The 17741-nt window shown below is 65.4% G+C and carries 17 protein-coding genes; 11 read left to right on the plus strand and 6 right to left on the minus strand.

Features of this window, described 5'->3' with window-relative positions; genetic code table 11:
- Window positions 1-3 precede the first annotated feature (3 nt).
- The 3 genes from J0J06_RS03450 to J0J06_RS03460 all read right to left on the minus strand — a co-directional run bounded on the left by J0J06_RS03450 (window position 4) and on the right by J0J06_RS03460 (window position 3247).
- A complete protein-coding gene (locus J0J06_RS03450; RefSeq protein ID WP_294039952.1) occupies window positions 4-222 on the minus strand; it encodes a YdcH family protein in 219 nt (72 codons plus the stop codon).
- A 202-nt stretch (window positions 223-424) separates the two neighbouring features.
- The gene (astD, locus tag J0J06_RS03455) at window positions 425-1852 is read right to left on the minus strand and encodes a succinylglutamate-semialdehyde dehydrogenase (protein WP_294039953.1); all 1428 of its coding nucleotides are present in this window, start codon (window positions 1850-1852) and stop codon (window positions 425-427) included.
- A 12-nt stretch (window positions 1853-1864) separates the two neighbouring features.
- The gene (locus tag J0J06_RS03460; RefSeq protein ID WP_294039954.1) at window positions 1865-3247 is read right to left on the minus strand and encodes a protein adenylyltransferase SelO family protein; all 1383 of its coding nucleotides are present in this window, start codon (window positions 3245-3247) and stop codon (window positions 1865-1867) included.
- A gap of 37 nt (window positions 3248-3284) precedes the next feature.
- Between J0J06_RS03460 and J0J06_RS03465 the strand changes: the two genes are divergently transcribed.
- From J0J06_RS03465 to J0J06_RS03480, 4 genes are all read left to right on the plus strand, one after another.
- On the plus strand, window positions 3285-4160 hold the full coding sequence (locus J0J06_RS03465) for an alpha/beta hydrolase (RefSeq protein ID WP_294040820.1): 876 nt from the start codon (window positions 3285-3287) through the stop codon (window positions 4158-4160).
- A 41-nt stretch (window positions 4161-4201) separates the two neighbouring features.
- Window positions 4202-5338, plus strand: coding sequence for a glycosyltransferase family 4 protein (locus J0J06_RS03470; RefSeq protein ID WP_294039955.1), 1137 nt, complete (start codon window positions 4202-4204; stop codon window positions 5336-5338).
- A 67-nt stretch (window positions 5339-5405) separates the two neighbouring features.
- Complete coding sequence (locus J0J06_RS03475) at window positions 5406-6809, plus strand: nitronate monooxygenase (protein ID WP_294039956.1); 1404 nt, start codon at window positions 5406-5408, stop codon at window positions 6807-6809.
- 72 nt (window positions 6810-6881) lie between these two features.
- Entirely contained in the window at window positions 6882-7577 is a 696-nt protein-coding gene (locus J0J06_RS03480; RefSeq protein ID WP_294039957.1) for a glutamine amidotransferase, read from the plus strand.
- On the opposite strand, the gene J0J06_RS03485 is transcribed toward J0J06_RS03480, so the two are convergent.
- Window positions 7574-8566, minus strand: coding sequence for a D-glycerate dehydrogenase (locus tag J0J06_RS03485; protein WP_294039958.1), 993 nt, complete (start codon window positions 8564-8566; stop codon window positions 7574-7576). The genes J0J06_RS03480 and J0J06_RS03485 overlap by 4 nt on opposite strands.
- Before the next feature lie 101 nt (window positions 8567-8667).
- Here J0J06_RS03485 and J0J06_RS03490 point away from each other — a divergent pair, with 101 nt between their 5' ends.
- From J0J06_RS03490 to J0J06_RS03500, 3 genes are all read left to right on the plus strand, one after another.
- Window positions 8668-9165, plus strand: a complete 498-nt coding sequence (locus J0J06_RS03490; protein ID WP_294039959.1) for an SH3 domain-containing protein — start codon at window positions 8668-8670, stop codon at window positions 9163-9165.
- The gene (locus J0J06_RS03495; RefSeq protein ID WP_366931192.1) at window positions 9162-9620 is read left to right on the plus strand and encodes a GNAT family N-acetyltransferase; all 459 of its coding nucleotides are present in this window, start codon (window positions 9162-9164) and stop codon (window positions 9618-9620) included. Before J0J06_RS03490 ends, J0J06_RS03495 begins: the two co-directional genes overlap by 4 nt.
- Before the next feature lie 82 nt (window positions 9621-9702).
- Window positions 9703-11448 (plus strand): DUF885 domain-containing protein, encoded by a 1746-nt coding sequence (locus J0J06_RS03500; protein WP_294039960.1) that lies wholly within the window; start codon window positions 9703-9705, stop codon window positions 11446-11448.
- On the opposite strand, the gene J0J06_RS03505 is transcribed toward J0J06_RS03500, so the two are convergent.
- The gene (locus J0J06_RS03505) at window positions 11445-12872 is read right to left on the minus strand and encodes an MFS transporter (RefSeq protein ID WP_294039961.1); all 1428 of its coding nucleotides are present in this window, start codon (window positions 12870-12872) and stop codon (window positions 11445-11447) included. The two genes, J0J06_RS03500 and J0J06_RS03505, sit on opposite strands and share 4 nt — an antisense overlap.
- Complete coding sequence (locus J0J06_RS03510) at window positions 12869-13270, minus strand: cupin domain-containing protein (protein ID WP_294039962.1); 402 nt, start codon at window positions 13268-13270, stop codon at window positions 12869-12871. The genes J0J06_RS03505 and J0J06_RS03510 overlap by 4 nt, the downstream gene beginning before the upstream one ends.
- A 263-nt stretch (window positions 13271-13533) precedes the next feature.
- Here J0J06_RS03510 and J0J06_RS03515 point away from each other — a divergent pair, with 263 nt between their 5' ends.
- The 4 genes from J0J06_RS03515 to J0J06_RS03530 are packed head-to-tail and all read left to right on the plus strand — an operon-like array spanning window position 13534 to window position 17365.
- Window positions 13534-15867, plus strand: coding sequence for a GH92 family glycosyl hydrolase (locus tag J0J06_RS03515; RefSeq protein ID WP_294039963.1), 2334 nt, complete (start codon window positions 13534-13536; stop codon window positions 15865-15867).
- Between the two features lies 1 nt (window position 15868).
- Window positions 15869-16240: a DUF427 domain-containing protein gene (locus tag J0J06_RS03520; protein ID WP_294039964.1), complete on the plus strand. Its 372-nt coding sequence runs from the start codon at window positions 15869-15871 to the stop codon at window positions 16238-16240.
- Between the two features lie 41 nt (window positions 16241-16281).
- Entirely contained in the window at window positions 16282-16617 is a 336-nt protein-coding gene (locus J0J06_RS03525) for a hypothetical protein (protein WP_294039965.1), read from the plus strand.
- Between the two features lie 34 nt (window positions 16618-16651).
- Entirely contained in the window at window positions 16652-17365 is a 714-nt protein-coding gene (locus tag J0J06_RS03530; protein WP_294039966.1) for a phosphatase PAP2 family protein, read from the plus strand.
- The last annotated feature ends 376 nt before the right edge of the window (window positions 17366-17741 follow it).

Here is a 17741-nt window from a genome sequence, read left to right on the forward strand (position 1 = left end):
AGGTCAGATGGTCGCGGGGCGGCGACTGAGCACCACCCGTGCGACGCGCCGCATTTCGGCGGCGTCGGGGATGTGACGGAACAGGCGATCCTTGATCGCCAGGCGGCGTTTCTTGAGGTCGCGGACGCGAAGGGTATTGGGCGTAATGCGCGCCAGTTCGCGGCGAATCTCGCGGTTGATGAGCTGGTGGGCGGCGATCAGCCGCTCGATCATATTGGACATGCAAGCCACTCCATCGATGGTTCATCGATCGAGGTTGATCCGGTGCTTTAGGTGGGGAGCCTTTGGGCCAAAACCGAACCTGCACCGAGTTCACCTCGATGCGGTCCGACATCACGAAGGCTTTACTAAGCCCTCGCCAGAGGGGCCCGGTCCGCAGACATTAAACTAGGGAAATTGCGGAAAGTTTCAAGCCGTATCGCGGTCAGGTGTCGTCCGGCTCATATTCGCGCAAGCCGACGCCGATCGACGCCCGTGCCGCGTCGGCTTCGTTCGACACGACCGGATAGGCGCAATAATCGGCGGCGTAATAGGCGCTGGGGCGGTGGTTGCCCGACCAGCCTATCCCGCCGAACGGCGCGCCCGAGCTGGCGCCGTTGGTCGGCTTGTTCCAGTTGACGATGCCGGCGCGGGCGTTGGCCCAGAACCGGTTATAGAGGTCGGGCGTCTGGGTGATCAGGCTCGCCGACAGGCCGTAGCGCGTGTTGTTCGCCTCGATCATCGCGACGTCGAAATTATCGGTGCGGATGACCTGGAGGATCGGGCCGAACAGTTCGATGTCGGGCCGGTCGTCGAGCGCGGTCACGTCGAGGATGCCGGGTGTCAGGAACGGAAGGTCAGGCTGCGGGCGCTGCATGTGGCGGATCGGTTTCGCACCGCGCAGCACCAGTTCCAGGAAACTCTCGCCGAGCATGTCGGCCGCCTCGTTGTCGATCACCGGTCCCATGAAGGGCGCCGGATTGTCATGCGGGGCGCCGACGATGAGCTTGTCGACGATCTTCCCCAGTTCGGCGATCAGCGGTTCGTAGAGCGCGTCGTCGACGATCAGGCGCCGCGCCGCCGTGCAACGCTGTCCCGCGCTCGTGAAGGCCGACTGCACGACCAGGATCGCCGCGGCGTAGAGATCGGGCGTATCCCACACGATGATCGGATTGTTGCCGCCCATTTCCAGCGCGAGGATCTTCTCCGGCCGCTCGGCGAACTGGCGATTGAGCGCGATCCCGGTGCGGGCCGAGCCGGTGAACAGCAGCCCGTCTATGTCGGCATGCCCCGCCAGCGCCTTGCCCTCCGCGGGGCCACCGATCAGCACGCGTGCGCAGCCTTCGGGCACGCCAGCCTCGCGCAGGCAGTCAATGAGGAACGCGCCCGACGCCGGGGTCTTTTCGGACGGCTTGAACACCACGGCATTGCCCGCGATCAGCGCCGGGACGATGTGGCCGTTCGGCAAGTGCGCCGGGAAATTGTAGGGGCCGAGCACCGCGAGCACGCCGTGCGGCTTGTGGCGCAGCGCCATGCGGCTGCCCATCGGCGCGTCCATCCGCCGTTGCCCGGTGCGTTCGGAATAGGCAGAGACCGAAATATCGACCTTGGCGATGACCGAATCCACTTCGGTCCTGGCTTCCCACAGTGGCTTGCCGGTTTCGCGCGCGATCAGGTCGGCGAAGGCGTCGGATTTCGCCCGGACGACATTGGCGTAACGGCGCAGCGTTTCGATACGGAAGGTGACGGGTTTCGCCGCCCATTCCGCCCAGCTTGCCCGGGCGATCGCGACCTCGGTGTCAGCATCGCCGATCGCGCCGCGCCACAGCTCGGCGCCGGTTGCTGGTTCGTGGGAGATGATCTCGGCTGGCATTCGCGTATCGTCCTAGCGAGTTGCCGGGGCCGCGGCTAGCGCCGCGCCCATCTCGCGTATGGCGTCGACCTTTACGTAGAGCGGGGACCAATCGTCGTTTTCCGCGATGGCGGCCCAGATCGCCTCGACTTCCTCGATCAGCATCGAACACGGTTCGCCTGCCCAATATGGGTGGCTCCGGTCGGTGCGGGGGGAATAGGCGGCCAGCGCCGCGCGTGCCTCTGCCCATTCTTCCCCGTAGCTTCCCGGTAATACGCGGCCGAACGAGTCGAAGAAGAATCGGTCGATCGGTGTCGAGGTCGATCGGAGAACAGGTTCGATCGTCTGGACGAGCGCGCGGTCGGTCTCCGCGTCGCGGGGAGCCAGACCGAGCCGCCACAGTATCGCGTCGCTGACCGCGCGCTGATAGCGGTCGCCGAACGTGTCGAGCACGGCGATCAGCGGCTCCGCGTCGCAGATCGGGCGCAGCGCCACGGCGAGCTGCATCGCGTCCCAGTGGATCGCCTCGGGTTGGCGTCCGAACGCGTAAAGCCCGGCATGGTCGAAATACGCGGCGGTGAAGGCGGGGTCCCAGGTCGGATTGAAGCGCCACGGGCCGTAATCGAAGCTTTCGCCCGTGACGTTGATATTGTCCGAATTGAGCACGCCGTGGACGAACCCGGCGGCCATATAGCTTGCGGCGAGCCTCGCGGTGCGCTGGACGACGAGATCGAGCAGGCGGATGGGTGCGTCATCGCCGGGCTCCTCTTCGTAGAGGTGGCATAGGACGTAGGCGGTCAGTGCGCGCAGGCTGTCGTCTTCGCGGAAATAGGCCAACCGCTGGAACATGCCGATGCGGATATGGCTGTGGCTGAGCCGGACCAAAACTGCGGAGCGCGTGGGCGAGGGTTCGTCGTTGCGATCGAGCGCCTCGCCGGTCTCGATCAGCGAGAAACTGCGCGAGGTCGGCACGCCAAGCGCTTCGAGCATTTCGGTCGCCAGTATCTCGCGCACGCCTCCCTTCAGCGTGAGACGGCCATCGCCGAATCGGCTGTACGGCGTTTGCCCCGATCCCTTGGTGCCCAGGTCCATCAACCGTCCCGCGCCGTCGCGCATCTGCGCGAACAGGAACCCGCGACCGTCGCCGATTTCCGGGTTGTACACGCGGAACTGATGGCCGTGATAGCGGAGCGCCAGTGGCTGCTGCAGCGTGTCGTGCAGGGGCTGAAAGCGTCCGAAATGCGCGGTCCATTCGTCGTTGTTGAGCGAATCGAGTCCGACCTCGGCCGCCGCGCGATCGTTGCGGAAGCGCAGGATAGTCTGCGGAAAATCCGCTGCCGCGACGCGATCGTAGAATGCGTCGCCCAGTTCGAGGATCGTGCTTTCGGGCTGATAAGCTTGCGGCGAGGGAGGCATGCGGCAATATGGCGGCGTCGCCCAACAGGACGCAACCATGCCAGCTTATGAAAATCGTTACTGGGAGTCCGACGACGAAGTGCGGCTGCACTATCGCGACTATCCGGGGCGGGAGGACCGCCCGCCGATCCTCTGCATGGCCGGGCTGACTCGCAACGCCCGCGATTTCGAGGATGTGGCGGAGCGGCTGGCGGGGGAATGGCGGATTATCGCGGTCAATTTCCGCGGGCGTGGGGGCAGCGGCGCGGCCAAGGATCCGATGACCTATGTCCCGACGACCTATGCCAGGGACGTCGAGGCGCTGCTCACGGAGCTAGGCATCGACAGTTACGTCGCGTTCGGCACCTCGCTCGGGGGGATCGTGACCATACTGCTCGCCGCCAACGCGCCGGAAAAGCTCGCGGGCGCCGTGCTTAACGATGTCGGGCCGGAGATCGAGGCGGCGGGACTATCGCGGATTCGCACCTATGTCGGCAAATCCAATGTCTGGCCGACCTGGATGCACGCCGCGCGCGCGGTGCGCGACGGGAACGCCGACGTCTATCCGAATTACGGGATCGAGGACTGGCTGGCGATGGCCAAGCGGCTCTATCGCCTCAACAGCGCGGGCCGCATCGTGCTCGACTATGACATGAAGATCGCCGAGCCGTTCCGGGTGCCGGGCAATGAAGCCGGCCCGGACATGTGGGCGGCGTTCGACGCGCTCAGGAAGGTGCCCACCCTGATCGTGCGTGGGGCGCGGTCCGATGTGCTGGGTCAGGCGACGGCGCAGAAGATGGTCGCGCGGCTCGACGACGCCGAACTCGTGACCGTCCCCGATGTCGGCCACACGCCGATGCTGACCGAGCCCGAAGCCGTTACGGGCATCGACCGCCTGCTGGCCAAGGTCGCGAAGGAGCGCGTCAGCGCCTGACGCCCTTGCTTGATCGTCGGCGCCGACGCTAGGGGGCGTGCGTGCCCGCGCCGCTCAACATCCTTCATATGCATTCGTCGTTCGATCTGGGCGGCAAGGAAGCGCGTGCGGTTCGGCTGATGAACGCGTTCGGCGACCGGGCGCGGCACACGATCGTGTCGGGCGTGCCCGATGCGCTGTCGGCGCGCGATGCGATCGCCAAGGGCATATCCTATGAAATCGCCCAGAACCCGCCGCCCTTGACCGGTCCGCCGACGCCCGGCCGGTTCGAGGCGATCGCCAAGTTCATGCGGCGTTTCGATCTGGTGCTCAGCTACAATTGGGGTGGTATCGACGCGGTGATGGCGAAGCGCGCCTTTCCCAAGGGCGCGCCGCCGGTCATCCATCACGAGGACGGCTTCAACGCCGACGAAGCGGTGCGCCTGAAGGCGCGGCGGACGGTCTATCGCCGGATCGCGTTCGGCGCGGCGCACGCCGTGGTGGTGCCGTCGGTGACGCTCGAGCATCTCGCCAAGACGGTGTGGAAGATCGACGCACCGCTGCTCCACCGCATCTCCAACGGCATCCAGACCTCGCTCTACGCGCGCCAGCCCGATCCCAAGGCGATCCCCGGTTTCGAGCGCAAGCCGGGCGAGATCGTGGTCGGGGCACTGGCGGGGCTTCGGGAGGTCAAGAACCTGCCCGCCTTGGTCCGCGCGGTAGCGGGGTGCTCGGCGCGGATAAGGCTCGTCATCGTCGGCGATGGGCCGGAGCGCGAGAAAATCCTGCGGACCGCAGCCAACATGGCGATGACCGATCAGCTCGTCATGCCCGGCTTCCTGCCCGATCCGCACCGTTACATCGGCCTGTTCGACATCCTGTCCAACTCGTCGCTGAGCGAGCAATTCCCGATCTCGATCGTCGAGGGCATGGCGGCCGGCCTGCCGATCGCCGCGACCAATGCCGGCGACATGCTGCATATGGTCTCTCGCGAGAACTGGCCGCTGATCGACGAGCACCGCAACGAAGTCGGCCTGCGCGACGTGATCCAGGCCGCGGCGGAAAATCCGTCGGGGCGAGCGATCGTCGGCAAGGCAAATCGGGCCAAGGCCGTCGCCGAATATGACGAAAAGGCGATGATCGCGGCGTATCGCACGCTTTACGAAGGCGCGGTGAATAGGCCAGGGGCCTTAACCTAGCTACCGTATTTACTCGCACGCATGGCACGAGACGCTATAGCGATGCGTTACTGTTCAGGAGATCGATGTGTTCAAGGGCGTGAAGCCGATCATCTATAACGGCCGGGAGGTCTGGCCGCTGGTGGAAGGCGGCAAGGGCGTCGCCGCGACCAACCATGCCTCGGCTGGCGCGTGGGCGGCGGCGGGCGGCATCGGCACGGTGAGCGCGGTCAATGCCGACAGCTACGATCCCGACGGCAAGATCATTCCCCAGGTCTATCGCGCGCTGACGCGGCGCGAGCGGCACGAGGAACTGATCGAATACGCGATCGAGGGCGCGGTCCAGCAGGTCAAGAAGGCGTTCGACATCGCCGGCGGCAAGGGCGCTATCAATATCAACGTGCTGTGGGAAATGGGCGGCGCGCAACGCGTGCTGCACGGCGTGCTGGAGAGGACGCGCGGTCTCGTCGCGGGGGTAACGTGCGGCGCTGGCATGCCGTATAAATTGTCCGAGATCGCTGCGTCCTACAACGTCAACTACCTGCCGATTGTCAGCTCCGGCCGCGCGTTCCGCGCGCTGTGGAAGCGGGCTTACTCGAAGGCGGCGGAATGGCTCGCGGCGGTGGTTTACGAAGACCCGTGGCTCGCCGGCGGGCATAACGGCCTGTCCAATGCCGAGGACCCGCTGAAGCCGCAGGACCCGTATCCGCGCGTCAAGGAACTGCGCGAGACGATGCGCGAGGGCGGCATTTCCGACGACGTGCCGATCGTGATGGCGGGCGGCGTCTGGTATCTGCGCGACTGGAACGACTGGATCGACAACCCGGAACTCGGCGCGATCGCTTTCCAGTTCGGCACGCGTCCGCTGCTGACGCAGGAAAGCCCCATTCCGGAAGGCTGGAAGGCCAAGCTGACGGACATCGAGCCGGGCGAAGTGCTGCTCCATCGCTTCTCGCCGACCGGCTTCTATTCGAGCGCCGTGCGCAATCCGTTCCTGCGCAACCTCGAAGCGCGGTCGGAGCGCCAGATCGCCTTTTCCGCGCAGGAAGCGGGTGACCATACCTTCCAGCTCGACGTCGGCGTGAAGGGCAAGAATTTCTGGGTGACGCGCAACGACCTCCTCCGCGCCCGCGAATGGTTCGGCCAGGGGTTCACCGACGCGCTCAAGACGCCGGACAATACTTTGGTGTTCGTGACGCCTGAGGAAAAGGCGATCATCCGCAAGGATCAGGCCGACTGCATGGGATGCCTCAGCCAGTGCGCCTTTTCGTCATGGAAGGACAGCGAGACCAACTCGACCGGTCGCCTCGCGGACCCGCGCAGTTTCTGTATCCAGAAGACGCTGCAGGACATCGCGCATGGGGGCGACATCGACCAGAATCTGATGTTCGCGGGTCACGGCGCGTACAATTTCAAGAAAGACCCATTTTATTCCAACGGCTTCGTGCCTACCGTGAAGCAACTGGTCGATCGCATCCTGACTGGCGACTGACCGCAGCGCCGCTATCGCGCGGCCAAGACATGGTTAATTGCCCGGCAACCATGAAGCGTTAGCCTTGGCGGGATGAAGCGCGCGCTCGTCATCCGCCACGTCGATCATGAAGGCATTGCCGGCTATCGCGAGCCCATCGAGGCGGCGGGATACGAAATCCATCGCGTCGCCGCGCATCACGCCGGGTGCGCGGCGCTCGACATTCTGTCGCCCGATCTGATCATCGTGATGGGCGGGCCGATGGGGGTCTATGACACCGATCGCTATCCCTGGCTGAACGATGAGATCGCGGTGCTGCGGCGGCGGATCGCGACGGAGCGGCCAGTGCTGGGCGTGTGTCTCGGCAGCCAGTTGATCGCAGCGGCGCTCGGCGCGCCTGTCCGCAAGGGGCCGGCGCGCGAGATCGGGTTCGCGCCGCTGACCCTAACAGACGCGGGTTCCGAGAGTCCGTTGCGGCACTTGGCCGCGACCGACATGCTGCATTGGCACGGCGATACGTTCGACGTCCCCGAAAGCGCCGACCTCCTCGCCACCACGCCGCTCTATGCGCAGGCGTTCGCGCGCGGACGCCATCTGCTCGCGCTGCAATTCCACGCCGAAATGGGCGAGGACGAGCGGTTCGAGCATTGGCTGGTCAACGACGCTGCGGATATTGCCGAGGTTGGAGAAACGCCGGAAACGCTGCGCGATGCACATATCGAGAAGGGACCGGCGGCAGTTGCCGCGGGCCGCGCGATGATCGCCGAATGGCTGGCCGGGTTGGGCTAGAGCCACCCCTCCAGCACCTGGTCCGGCGGGCGGTCCCCATCGGCCCATTGCTGGATATTGCGGATGACGCGTTCGCCGGTCGCGATGCGCGCTTCGTAGGTGGCCGACCCCATATGCGGCAGCAGCACGACGTTCGACAGCGCGAGCAGGCGCGCGTCGATTGCCGGTTCGTGCTCGAACACGTCGAGCCCCGCGCCGGCGAGTCGCCCCGCCTCCAGTGCGTCGATCAGCGCAGCCTCGTCGATCGCGGTCCCGCGTGAGGTGTTGATCAGATAGGCTTCGGGCTTGAGCAACGCTATGCGGCGCGCATCGATGACATGCTCGGTCTGGTCGGTGTGCGGCGTGTGGATCGTCACGAAATCCGATTCCGCCAGCATCTCGTCGAGATCGGCATGCCACGTCGCGCCGAGTTCACTCTCCAGCGCCTCCGGCAAGCGATGGCGGTTGTGATAGTGGATCGCCAGCCCGAACGCGCGCGCGCGCGCCGCGACCGCCTGGCCGATCCGTCCCATTCCGACGATGCCCAGCGTCTTGCCCCCGATCCGGTGACCCAGCATCGCGCCGGGGCTCCAGCCGCTCCACTGGCCCGACCGCGCGAGCTTCTCGCCCTCGGCCAGCCGGCGTGGCACCGACAGGATCAGCGCCATTGTCATATCGGCGGTGTCGTCCGTCAGCACGCCCGGCGTGTTGGTGACCAGGATACCGCGCGCGCGCGCCGCCTTCAGGTCGATATGATCGACACCGTTGCCGAAATTGGCGATCAGCTTCAGCCGGTCGCCCGCCGCCTCGATAATGTCCTCGTCGATCATGTCGGTCACGGTCGGGACCAGCACGTCGGCGTCCTTGACCGCCGCGATCAGTTCGTCGCGCGTCATCGCGATGTCTTCTCGGTTCAACTGCGTGTCGAACAGCTCGGCCATGCGGTCCATCACCGCGTCGCTCAGCTCGCGCGTCACGATTACTCGAGGTTTTCGTCTCGAATTGGCCATGCCCCAAGGCTTGGCGCTGGTTTTGGCGGAGGTCAATCGGTTGATACGAAACGGTGCTCCGCGATAGGATGGCGACTCGATCGGGCAACAGGGGATTCAGCATGCGGTACGCCGCGGCATTGGTGATCATGGCGGGGGTTCTGGCGGTGCCGGCGGTGGCGGCGCTGGTAGAAAAGAAGCCGCCTTACTTCGCCTCGCTTCAGGCGAAGGAGGTGCGGATGCGCACCGGGCCGGGTCGCAATTACCCGATCAGCTGGAAATATGTCCGTCCCGGATTGCCGGTGAAGGTGATCGAGAATTTCAAGGAAAAGGGCGTCGGCGCGGCGTGGCGCAAGGTGGAGGATCCCGGCGGCACGCAAGGCTGGATGCAGGCCAATCTGGTCAGTGACGCCCGTACCGCGATCGTGATGGGCGACACCGTCGACCTGCGCGAAAGCCCGAGCGTCGGCGGCAAGGTCAACTGGCGCGCGGCGCGCGGCGTGGTGGGCCGGATCAGCCAGTGCGGCAGGGGCTGGTGCTATCTCGACGTGAAGGGGCGCGGCGGCTTTGTCGAGATCAGCCACATCTGGGGCGTCGATCCGACCGAAGCGCTGGAATGATGCGGATCGAACGCGACAATCTGTCGCGGCCGCAAGTCGCGGCGCTGGTTGAGTACCACCTCCGCGAGATGCACGCGCACTCGCCTGCCTGCCAGGTCTTCGCGCTCGACAGTTCGGGGCTCAGCCGTCCCGACGTGACCGTCTGGACGGTGTGGGACGACGCCGACTTGCTCGGCATGGGTGCGATGAAGCGGCTCGACGACGAGCATGGCGAGCTGAAATCGATGCGGACCGCGCCGGGCGCGTTGCGGCGCGGCGTCGCACGGGCCGTGCTCGAACACATGATCGGCGAGGGCAGGGCGCGTGGCTATCGGCGGCTGAGCCTCGAAACGGGAAGGACGGAGCCGTTCGAGGCTGCGCATGCTTTGTATCGGTCGTTCGGATTTACCGAAACCGGTCCGTTCGCCGACTATAGCGACACCAGTTTCAGCCGGTATTTCGTGCTCGAGCTGTAACCGGACGGCTCGGCCGATCCGCCCACTGGCGTCGCGCGCTCCAATCTGGCAGCAATCGCCCCGTAAACTGGCGGAGAGACCGATGAAGGTTAGGCTGTTGAGTGCGGTTGCCTGTGTGGCGTTGGCGGCCTGCACGTCGTCCCTGCCCACGAACAATGTGACGGCGGCGACCAACACGGCGACGCCGGCGCCCGCCACCGAGCCTTGGGGTGAGTTCCGCGATGCCTTTATCGACGGCGTGTTCAAGCTCGATCCCGCCTTCGCGGTCTATCAGGGCAAGCACGATTATGATGGTGGCATCCCCGACTGGAGTCCTGCGGGCCTGAAGGCGCAGGCCGATTTCCTCCGGAAGGCGATCAGCGATGCGCAGGCGTACGACAAGGCCAAGTTGTCGAAGCAGGATGCGTTCGAGCGCGACTATTTGATCCAGGTCGCGCGTGGGAAGCTGTTCTGGCTGGTGGACGCCGACCAGCCGCACAGGAATCCGGCTTATTATGTCGGCGGCGGGCTCGACCCCAACGTCTATATCGCGCGCAACTATGCCGATCCGAAGACGCGGATGACCGCGATCATCAAGTTCCTGCGTCAGGTGCCGTCGGCCGCCGCCAATATCCGCACCAACCTCAAGACCCCGATGCCGGCGAGCTTCATTCAATATGGCGTCGCTGGGTTCAGGGGCTTCGCCGACTATTACACCGGAGACGCGAAGAAAGCGTTCGCGCGCGTGCACGACAAGCAGATGCAGAAGGATTTCACCGACGCATCGACCGCGGCGTCGAAGGCGATGACCGACCTCGCCAACTGGCTCGAGGGGCAGAAGGGTTCGGCAACGCAGGACTTCGCGCTGGGCGCCGACAAGTTCCAGCGGATGCTGCTGGAGACTGAAGGCGTCGATACCCCGCTCGACCAACTCGAGGCGGCGGGTCGCGCCGACCTGAAGAAGAACCAGGACGCGCTCAAGGCGGCGTGCGACAAATACGCGCCGCGCAAGACGCTGCAGGCGTGCATGGACAAGATGAGCGCCAACAAGCCGCCGAACCTTGATCCCGTGGCCGAAGCACGGCGGCAGATCCCGATGCTCAAGGCGTTCGTGCTGGCTCACGACATTGTCTCGGTTCCCGGGACCGAACAGGCGCTGGTCGAGGAAAGCCCGCCCTATAACCGGCAGAATTCGGCCTATATCGATCCGCCCGGGCCGTTCGATAAGGGGATTCCGTCGGTCTATTATATATCGCCCCCCGACCCCTCGTGGTCGAAGGAAAAGCAGCTCGGCTTCGTGCCCGGCAAGATGGACTTGCTATTCACGTCGGTTCACGAAGTGATGCCGGGGCACTTCGTCCAGTTCCTCCACGCCAACCGCTCGCCGTCGCTCTTCGGCCAGTTGTTCGTCGGCTACGCGTTCGCCGAGGGCTGGGCGCATTATGCCGAGGAAATGATGTGGGATGCCGGGCTCAATGACGGCGACCCGGAAACGCATATCGGCCAGATCAGCAACGCGCTGCTGCGTGACTGCCGGTTCCTGTCGGCGATCGGGATGCACGCGCGCGGGATGAGCCAGGCGGACTCGTACAAGATGTTCCGCGAGCAATGCTATCAGGACGAAGGAAACGCCGACCAGCAGGCGGCGCGCGGGACGTACGATCCGGCCTATCTTAACTACACGATGGGCAAGCTGATGATCCGCAAGCTGCGCGACGACTGGATCGCGACGCGTGGCGGGCGGAAGGCGTGGAAGGAGTTCCACGACCAGTTCCTGTCGTTCGGCGGCCCGCCGATCCCGCTGGTCCGCGCTGTGATGATGGGGGGAGAGGCGAAGGCGGTCTTTTAGCGCGTCGTCTTAAGTGTCGGCACTTCGTCCTGCACCTCGGTCCGCTGCGGGTTGCGGATCGAGGGGCGAAGGCGTGCGATGCTGCAAAGGCCGGCGACCACGCACAGGCCGACCGACACGAGCGGCGGCACGCGGCCCGAGCCGATCTGCATCGCCAGCAGCAGCGCGACGACGGTCGCGCCGGTCGTCTGCCCGGTCAGGCGGATCGTCGATACCAGGCCACCCGCCGCCGCCGCTCGATCGCGTGGGGCGCTGCCGATGATCAGCCGTGCATTGGGCGGCAGGAAGGTGCCGAACCCCGAGCCGCATAGCGCCATCCGCCACGCAATATCGAAATAGCTGGGATGCTCAGGCAGGAACGCGATCAACAGCAAAGCTGCGATGCTGATGCACATGCCGATCCCGCCTAGCAGCCCGGCGGGTATCCGGTCCGACAGCCACCCGGCTAGGGGCGCGACGATCATGTTGGTCAGCGGCCACGGCGCGATCGCCGCGCCGACCATCGCCGCGCTGAACCCGAATTCCTGCGTCAGACGGAACGGCGTCGACAGCAGCAGCGTCATCGACGCGATGAACGCGGTATAGGCCCCGATCACCGACAGCGCGATGACCGGCCGGCCGAGCAAGTCGAGCGGCAGGATCGGATTTGCATCCTCCTTCTCACGCCTGACGAAATAATAGCCGACCAGCGCGCCAGTCGCGACGATCGCGGCGGACACTACCGGACTGTTGCCATGGACCGCGCTTTCCGCCCCGCCAATGACGAGACCGAACATCGCCGCGCACATCACCGCGCCCAGCACGTCGAAATGCGCATGCCGCGGCTTGGGGTCGGGCAGAGCGCGACCGAGCATCAGGCTGAGCAGCGCGAACGGGATCGCGCAGGCGAATACCCACGGCCACGGCGCCACGGCCAGCACCAGACCCCCGATCGTAGGCGCGGCGGCAGCCGAGCTCGACACGATTACCGAATTGATGCCTAGGCCGCGCCCAAGCTGGCTCGACGGATAGGTCGACCGGATCAACGCCGACGACACGCTGAGCGCGCCCGCCGCGCCGATCGCCTGCGCCGCGCGGACGATCAGCAGGAACGGCAGGCTCTTGGCGAAGAAACAAAGCAGGGTCGCGACGGTGAAGATCAATTGGCCCGTTTGATACATCCGCTTGAGTCCGATCCGCTCGCCGAGACCGGCGAACGGCAGGAGCAGCATCACGAGCATCAACTGATAGATCGTCACGATCGACACAACCGAACTCGACTCGACGCCCAGGTCGCGCGCGATGCTGGGCAGCGCGACGTTGGCGATGCCGCCGTCGATGATGATCAGCGCGGTGCCGCAGCACAATGCACCGATCGCGCCGTAGCGGCGGGGCAGGGGCAGGCCGTCGCTTTTGGCGGGTTCGATCTCGGGATGCGCGCTCATGCCGGGGTCCAGTCCGGCGGCGCAAGTTCGAAGCCGCCGAAATCGAACCCCGGCGTCACCACGCAACTGACCAGCGCCCAGCCTTCACGCGGTTCGGCCGCCTGCCAGGCGTTGGCGGGCACCAATATCTGGGGATTGGCCGGGTCGAGCAGGTGTTCCACCGTGGTGTCGCCGTCATGGATCAGCAACGTCAGCGGATGCCCATCGTTCCAGATCCACAATTCAGCGGCATCGACCCTGTGCCAGTGCGATCGCTCGCCCGCGTCGAGCAGGAACAGGATTGCCGTCGCCAAGTCGCGTCCGCCGCGCGGATCGGGCTGTCGCATCGTCTCGCGATACCATCCGCCCTCGGGGTGCGGCGACAGCGCAAGCGCGGCGACCAGGGGATGTGCGGGCATTGCCTTCCCTCATGCCGATTTCGCGCGCGGAAGCAACGTCGGCGGATTAACTCGCATCAAGATCAATTTCGGGAACAGGTCGGGTCGCTCGGCGGTTGTGTCGCCAGCGAAACTAAATCTGAAAGGTGGCGATCATGGGTAAAGGCATTCTGTTGTGGCTGTTGGGCATTCCCATCCCCATCATCATCCTGTTGTTGCTTTTCTGGCATTGATCGCCTGCCGGCCGTCTTGGATTGAGGCGGCCGGCATGCTTTGATCGGGGGATGCTGAGCCAGACGCTGCGCCGCTTGCCCGCGATCCTCGCCGGATTGGGTTTGGTCCTATCGCCGATCGCTGCGGCGACCACCGTTATACCCCTGTCAGCCGTCGATCCGTTCATCGGAACAGGCGGGGAAGGGCATACCTTTCCCGGGGCGGTGGCGCCGTTCGGGATGGTGCAATTGTCTCCTGACACCGACGCGACGTGCGAGATCCGCAAATGCTACCCGCACGCTGCTGGTTATCGGTACGAAGATCCGACGATCCAGGGCTTCTCGATGACCCATTTTTCGGGCGCGGGACATTCGGATCTTGGCGATTTTCTGATGATGGCGGTGTCGGGCGATGTGGTGCCCCTGGAACCCGGCGACGCTGCAAAGCCGGGAAGCGGCTACCGCTCGCGCTTCAGCCATGACGGCGAAGTCGCGAGCCCCGGTTACTACGCCGTGACACTGACGGATGCCGGGGTCCGCGCGGAGATGACCGCGGGGACTAGGATCGGGGTCCAGCGCTACACGTTCGGCAAGGAAAAACCGGCACACCTCGTCTTCGACCTGCGTTCCAGCCTGTACAATTATCCCGGCAAGGTATCGTGGTCGTCGATCCGGCTGCGGCCCGACGGCACGGTGACCGGGGGGCGTGAGACGCGCGGCTGGGCGCCGGGGCGCAAACTGTTCTTCGCGATGCGCTTCTCGCGGCCCTTGCTCGGCCATGAGTTCAAGAACACCGAGACGAACGTGCCGTATCGCGGGTTCAAGGGACCGGGTCGGTCGGGTAGCGACATCGCCGAGTTGAAGGGCCGGGCGCTGGTCGTGCGGCTCGATTTCGGGACGCTCGACGCACCGCTGGAGGTGAAGGTCGGCATCTCGACGGTCGACGAGGACGGTGCGATCGCCAACCTCGCCAGCGAGCCGGGCGATTTCGATGCGATCCGCGCACGGACCGAAGCGGCGTGGAGCAAGGCGCTGTCGGTGCTCGACGTGCAGGCGAGCGGCAAGATGCGGCGCACCGTTTACACCGCGCTCTATCACGCGTTGATGGCGCCGAGCGTTCTGTCGGACGCGGATGGCCGCCATCGCGGGCCGGACGACCAGATCCACAAGGCGGAAGGCTTCACGTTCCGCTCGACCTTTTCGCTGTGGGACACGTTCCGCGCGGAGCATCCGCTACTGACGATCGTCCAGCCGCCATCGACCACCAGTGACGTCGTCCGCTCGCTGATCGCCAGTCGTGAGGCGAGTCCCTACGGCGTCCTCCCCGTCTGGCAGTTTCAGGGGCAGGAGACGTGGACGATGATCGGCTATCATGCCGTCCCCGTCATCGCCGACGCGTACCTGAAAGGGATTACGGGGTTCGATGCCAAAAAGGCGCTCGACGCGATGGTCGCTAGCGCAACCTATGCCCCTTACGGTGGGCTCGGCGACTATATGCAGTTGGGCTATGTGCCGATTGATGGCGAGCCGGAGGCGGCGTCGAAGACGGTCGAATATGCCTATGACGACTGGACGATCGCGCGGATGGCGCGGGCGATGGGGCGGATGGACGTCGCCGCGACGTTCGAGAAGCGTGCGGCCTATTGGCGCAATTCGTTCGATGCCAAGACTGGCTGGTTGCGCGCGCGCAAGGCGGACGGGAGCTTTCGCGTGCCGTTCGGTCCGACCGCGATCAACTATGGCTCCGATTATACCGAGGGCAATGCTTGGCAATATTCGTGGTTCATGCCGCACGATCAGGGCGGGCTGATCAAGCTGCTCGGCGGCGACGCGGCGACCGTCCGGAAGCTCGACGCGATGTTCGATTTCGACGTGTCGAAACTCGACTACAGCCATGCCGAGGACATTGCCGGGCTGATCGGTCAGTACATCCACGGCAACGAGCCGAGCCACCACGTCGCCTATCTCTATGCCTTCGCCGGCGCGCCGTGGCGGACGCAGGCCCGGCTGAAGCAGATCGTCGCCAGCCAGTATAACGATACGCCCAAGGGGCTGTCGGGCAACGACGACATTGGCCAGATGTCGGCGTGGTTGGTCTTCACCGCGCTCGGTTTCTACCCCGTCGCGCCGGGCAGCGGGCAATATGTCATCGGCCGCCCGTTCGTCGATCGCGCGACGATCGACCTGCCCAACGGCAAACGCTTCACGATCGTCGCGGACGGGCTGAGCGACGCCAATATCTATGTCGGATCGGTCACGCTGAATGGAAAGCCGTTGACTCGTGTCTATATCACGCATGACGAGATCGAGCGCGGCGGCGAGCTTCGCTTTACGATGAGCGCGATCCCGAACAAGGCGTGGGGCCGGAGCATCGCCGCGCGCCCCTATTCGATGAGTGGATATTGAGATGACTGACCGGCCCGTCCGCATTCCCGGCCCCGACCACCCGATCACGATCGAGCATAACCCGAAGCGAGTGGTCGTGACCGCGAACGGCGCGGTCATCGCGGATACCCGCAACGCGCTGATCCTGCGCGAGGCGAGCTATCCGCCGGTTCAGTACATCCCGCGCGGCGACGCGGTGATGGCGGCGCTCGCCCGGAGCGACCGTGCCACCTATTGCCCGTACAAGGGCGAGGCGTCCTATTTCTCCATCCCCGGCGTCGACCGCGGGGAGAATGCGGTGTGGACCTACGAAACGCCGTATGACGCGGTCGCCGCGATCCGCGATCACTTGGCTTTCTATCCCGATCGCGTCACCATCGAGGAAATCGACTGACGTTCTTGCTGCACCGCAACATGAATGCTATATCAACTTACATGTACCTGACCGAGAAAGCCGAGCCGATGCCGAGCGGCGCGACGCCCACGATCCTTCAGGCGATCGTCACGAAACATTGCGTGACCGCGACGTACAACCGCGCGCCGATCGTGCTCGCGCCGCACGTCCTGTTCATGAAGAACGACGCACTGCATGTCGGTGGGGTGACGCTGGAGCGCGACGGCATACCGCCCAAGGAATACAAGATGGGCGTGTTCAAGCTCGACGGGCTGGGCACGATCGCGATCACCGACCGCCCGTTCCAGACCAGCGAATTGTGGGACCCGGCCGACGAACGATTCGTCGCGCAGCCGCTGATGACGGTCGAGCGCTAGCCCAAGCGCTGCTCCCTGTGCCAAGGTCGCCGCGGTGACCGAGGACAGCTCCAAAACCACGCTTTTCCGCCCCTGGCTGTGGCCAGCGCTCGGCTTGCTCGTGGTGTCGTTGGTTGGGCTCGGCGCGTATCTGGCGGATGAGCTGATCGAGGGCGAAAGCTGGGCGATCGACCAGCGGCTGTTGATGGGCCTGCGCGTGCCCGGCGACCTGCAGCAGCCGATCGGGCCGCATTGGCTCCTGCAAGCAGCGATCGACGTTTCCGCGTTGGGTGGACCGACCTTGCGAATCCTGTTCGGCGGGGCGGGGCTTGCCTGGCTGCTGTATCGCCGACGGCGGGCGGAGGCGGGGTGGATCGCGGTGTCGCTGATCGGTGCGGCGCTCCTCAGTTCCGTCCTGAAATACGCCATCGGCCGTCCGCGTCCGGAACTCGTGCCGCACCTGGCGTACGTCACCGACCCCAGCTTTCCGAGCGGCCACAGCCTTGGCTCCGCCGCGCTCTATCTGACCCTCGCGCTGATGCTGGCGGAGGATGCCAAGAGCTGGGCGGCGCGCATCGCGATCGTCGGGTTCGGCGCGCTGCTCGTGCTGCTGATCGGGTGCAGCCGCGTGTATCTGGGCGTGCATTGGCCGAGCGACGTGCTGGGCGGGTGGAGCTTCGGCGCCGCCTGGGCGCTGGCGGTGTATGCGGCGAACCGGTGGCTGCGGCGGAGGCGGCAGGGGCCTAAGGTCACACCAGGGTCACACTGACGCGGTTTCCGGCTGAGGTCGCGCCCTTCGCACGGCGGCGAAAAATTTGTTGGATCGCCGCTTAACGCCGGGGGATGGAAAGCGGGGTGGGGCTGACGGAGGGGTATCCGAGGGCGCATCGGCCAGGGTAGAGCAGGGGAAATCCTACATTGGAAGCGGGACGCTACCAGGCGTCACCACGGCTGGGCCGCGCCGTCGGCGGAAATGGCGATCCGGTTCGAACAGGCGTTCGGGCTGAGCGCCGACACGCTGATGCGGAAGCAGCGGCGCACGATCTGGCGCGCGTGCGGGCGGAGGGTGGTGTCGTTGGGGTGGAGCGGGTGGCGGCTTAGGCCACGCTCGTTTATTGGCCTTAATCTAGAACTGAAACGGAGTC

Origin of the sequence: Sphingomonas sp., from assembly GCF_017304615.1 — a bacterium.
Taxonomy (GTDB): domain Bacteria; phylum Pseudomonadota; class Alphaproteobacteria; order Sphingomonadales; family Sphingomonadaceae; genus Sphingomonas.